At 31.1% G+C, this 4,748-nt stretch carries 1 protein-coding gene; it reads right to left on the minus strand.

The window, feature by feature from the left end:
* A partial coding sequence (locus ACKI67_RS00015) for a hypothetical protein (protein WP_407461330.1) occupies positions 1 to 4,592 on the minus strand: 4,592 nt, incomplete at its 3' end.
* Positions 4,593 to 4,748 lie beyond the last annotated feature (156 nt).

The following is a 4,748-nucleotide window of genomic DNA, read 5'->3' on the forward strand; positions in this document are numbered from 1 at the left end:
AAAACCAATGGATTGCCTGTCTTGTTATTTGAAAGGTCTATAGGCATTATAGAATCCTTTTTATTGCTCAATTTAGAATTATCACCATAATTATTTTTAGATTTATCTAAGGAACCATCGTCTAATTTTTTACCTGAATTATTGTTCTGATCATCAGGGAAATAATCATACCATGGGAAACTTTCATCATCATACTCATCAGATTCAGAATCATTATTATCATCTGTATTATCAGAACTCTCAGGATTATCGTCTTGATTGCTGTCAGAATCATCGGATATTATATCAAGTTCAGAGGAATCAAAATTATTGGATTGGTTAATATCTGTTGTAGAAGAATTAACGCTTACATTGTTTAAAACTGATCTTTCTTCTAACGCATTAGTGGAAATGATTAATAATGCAGACTCATTAGCTTCCAAATCACCAAGTTTCCAAATAAAATCGATTACATTTCCGTCTTCATCTGTAATTTCTTCCAAATCCCCTTTATTTGAGTCATGAACAATAAATTCCAAACCTTCAGGCAAACTATTGGCTACATTAACATCACTAGCTTTGTCCGGACCATTGTTAGTGACATTAATTATCCAGTTTACAGTTTCCCCAACATTTACAGGATTGTTATCAGGACTTATGGAAATTGCCAAATCACAGACTGGAAGCACTTCTAAACTTTCGTTATCTTCATTATTATCTTCATTTAATTCAAAAGTGCTTGTTTTCACATTCCCTACAAGAACAATATCCTCATCAGATCTACTTGCTTTAGTGGTGAGGGTTAATGAAATACTTTCACCCGCATCCAAATCACCAATAAGCCACTCAGAAGCATCTTCATCAAAGGAATCATCAGAAGAACCCACAACAACCAAACCTAAAGACTCCAAATCAGACAAAGACAAAGAAACATCAGATGCAGAATCAGGACCATCATTAGAAACAACAACAATCCAATCTACAACATCCCCATTGTTTATTGTGGAATTTGATACTTCAATATCAATTTTAACATCACATAATGGATTAATAGCTAAAGATTCATTGTCAATATTATTTTCATAATCGGATTCCATTGTACTTGTTTCTGCTTCTCCAACAATGGTAATATTACCATTAGACTTATCAACTTTTGTTGTGAGAGTCAGTGAGACATTATCACCAGCATCCAAATCACCAATGAACCACTCACAAGCATCCTCATCAAAAGAATCATCAGAAGAACCCACAACAACCAAACCTAAAGACTCCAAATCAGACAAAGACAAAGAAACATCAGATGCGCAATCAGGACCATCATTAGAAACAACAACAATCCAATCAACAACATCATCCTTATTTGCCTCCTTATCAGATACACTCACTTTAGTTATCAAATCACATAAAGGTAAAACATTCACACTATCCAAATCAAAATTATTTGATGGAATAGAATCAAATGTGTCTGCAGAGACATTAGCTTTTAGATTTAAAGAGTTATTCGAAGTATTCACTTTAGTTGAAATAATCAAATTGATCTCATCTCCAACCAATAGATTAGGAATCTCCCACTGATTATTGCTTTGATTAAATGTATCGTTAGAACTGTCTAAATAAATCAATCCATCATCCAAATCTAATATAACAATGAGATTGCTTGCATTATTAGGACCTTTATTTACAACAGTAACTGTCCAATCAACAGTATCCCCATAGTTTAAATTATCATCAGAAGCTTCAACATCAATAGCTAAATCTGCCATTAGAACCCTAATGGTCTTATTATCATAATTATTGGTTAAATTAGAATCATCTTCAATAGATGAAACATTTACAGGAAAATCGATTAATCCTGTTTTATTTGTCTGAACATTGATAATCAATGTTTGATTATCACCAGAACCTAAATTTCCAATTGTCCAGATTCCATTACTGGAATCATAATCGCCAATTGAAGGATTAGAAGACAAATAAATCAATCCATCTGGAATAACCGCATTTACATTTACACCAGTAGCATCGTTAGGCCCATTGTTTTGGACTTTTATTGTATATTTAACTGTCTTATTAAAATCGATATTCACTCTGCTGGATCCTATATCAATAGATAAATCAAGAATCGGAACAATATCAAATTCATTGGTTTCATCTATTTCCTTGTAATAATCATCTTCAAAATGCTCAGCATAAAGATGATATTTTCCAGGTTCCAATGGTTCATCGATATAATCACTTAGGTTAAATTCTATATCTCCAAGAATACCTGTGGTGAATGTTTTATTCAAGATAATCTGCCCATTAAATTCATTGCCTTCAGCAAGACCGTTTGCCATTGAAGAAGAGGATAACAATTTGCCATTTTCTTGTAAATCTTTATAAATAATTACATTAACTAATTGATTATCCTCCCTATCATCTTGATACAATAAACTGCCATCATTACTGTTTTGAGCACCATCAACAGGATGTATTTCCTCTTCTCCAGTTACTTTTTTACCCTTTGATGATATATAGCTCACATTATAAAAGTATATTTCATCCATAGATGCTGTATTATAGATTGCATTTGCAATATTATTGCCACCTACCAATGTTAATTCAATTAAAATATCGCTTTGATTAAAATAACATGAACTTGGATTGACACTTGAATTTAGAACGTATGACCAAGCTTGATTCTTATCAAAATCTGTATTTGATAAAGTCATTTTTAATCCGTCAGTGTAAATAGCAGAACCATTTCTGGCAGTGTTGAAATTAAATATTGATGAATCGATTAAATTATTATCTCCTTTAATATAAATAGCTCCACCTAATCCATCCTCTAACTCAGAAATACTTGGTATTGCATTATTGTTTAAGAAATTTGATAAAATCAATTTTGCATCAGATCCTTCAATAAAAATTGCTCCACCTTTTTTAGTAACATTATTAGATGAAAAATTACTTGAAATCAAGGTAGTGTTTGAGCCCAGAATAAATAATCCTGCTCCTGCTTCACCAAAATTATCTAAAAAATTACTGTCATAAACATAAGTGTTTATACCCTTAATATAAACAGACCCATTTTTAACATCATGATTAGTGAAATTTGAGCTGAATAAATTAGCATTTGGCCCAATGACATAAACTGCTGCACCATAATCCGCAAGGTTATTGTCAAAGCTGGAATTCAAAACAGACACATCAGATCCATTAATCAATATTCCTGCTCCGACAGTCTTTGCAAAATTATAATTAAATGTGGAGTTTATTATCAAAGCATTGTTTCCCACAATGAAAAGAGCCCCTCCTTCACTTTCATTTGCCTTATTATCTTCAAATTTTGAATTGGTTACTCTAACATTATGTCCTTTAATCTGAATTGCACCACCCATAGGTGCAGAGTTATTAATAAAAGTACAATTTGTTATATTTACACTGATACCATCAGTTGATAATCCAGTACATATAGCACCACCATATTCCCCAGCGCTATTGTTAATGAAAGTACAGTTTATAATTTCGCCATCACTATGGAGACTTGTAGCACCACCCATACGGTTGCAATAATTATTAATGAAATTAGAATTCCTAACAACTATACCTGGACGGAAACAAAGAGCCCCTGCATGTGTTGAATCAGAATTTGTTATAACTGTATTGTTTATAAAATTACAATAATCGATAAATCCTAAACTAAGGGAAGTATATGATGTTCCTATTTGAAGCGCAGCACCATGACCTTGGACATCCGCATTGCTTTTGACTGTATTATTAATGAAATTACAATAACTGATATAGGATTTATTTACTGTAATGACAACAGAACTGCTTTCATTTAAATATCCACCTGTAAAATTACAATATTGAAGTGTAAAGTTTTCATTATTTCCCATTACACGCAAATGATGGTAATTGTCTCTGAAATTGCTGTTGGAAATTGAACAATTGCTTGCCTTAATAAGTACTGAATTATCTAAACCATTAATGAAATTACAATTTAATAAATGAACATTATTAGAGGTTATTAGTAATATACTGGATAAGTTTTTAGCATCTAAAGTGGCCATATTACCATTAGAACCCCCATTGATGGTTAATGCCTTTTCGATTTTGACAACGGAACCATTTCCAATGAATGTTTTACCTTCCAAATTAAGAGTAGAATTGGCTTTAGCACTATTTATTAAATTCTGTAAATCATTAAATGTATATGAACTTTCCTTAAGAATGCTTGCTCCTAAGGAATTTTTACTTGAACTATCTGAATTAATATCTGAATTTGCATAACCAAGACCAGATTTAAGAGATATCTCATCTGAATTAATAGAATCCAAATCATCATTTGATAATAAGGAATTACTTTGATCATCCCCTATATTCTTCTGATTTGAATTAGATAATTCATTCATAGAATCTACACAATCCTCATCCTCATTATAAAATTCAGCATTGTCACTATTTTCATTTAAATTTGTCAAAGAAGATTCAGACTGTGAAATTATTGCCACATCATTAGAATCATCAAGAGCTAAATCCTGACTTAAATCTGTAGCATTAACAGTTGAAAATGTTATAAAAACACAGAGAATCAAACAAATTAAATATATTAATTTTAATTTCACTGTCATAACACCTCATAAAATATTGAAGAAAAACTCTAAAAAATCATCAAAAATCCAATAGAATTTTTTTGAATTAAACTATTGAAAAATCAAAATGAGAATTTTAGAGATTATTTTTCTTCAAACATACTTGGTAAGTCATCATTTATAAATTAAACAGTT

Origin of the sequence: Methanobrevibacter sp. (assembly GCF_045577275.1) — an archaeon.
GTDB lineage: Archaea > Methanobacteriota > Methanobacteria > Methanobacteriales > Methanobacteriaceae > Methanobrevibacter.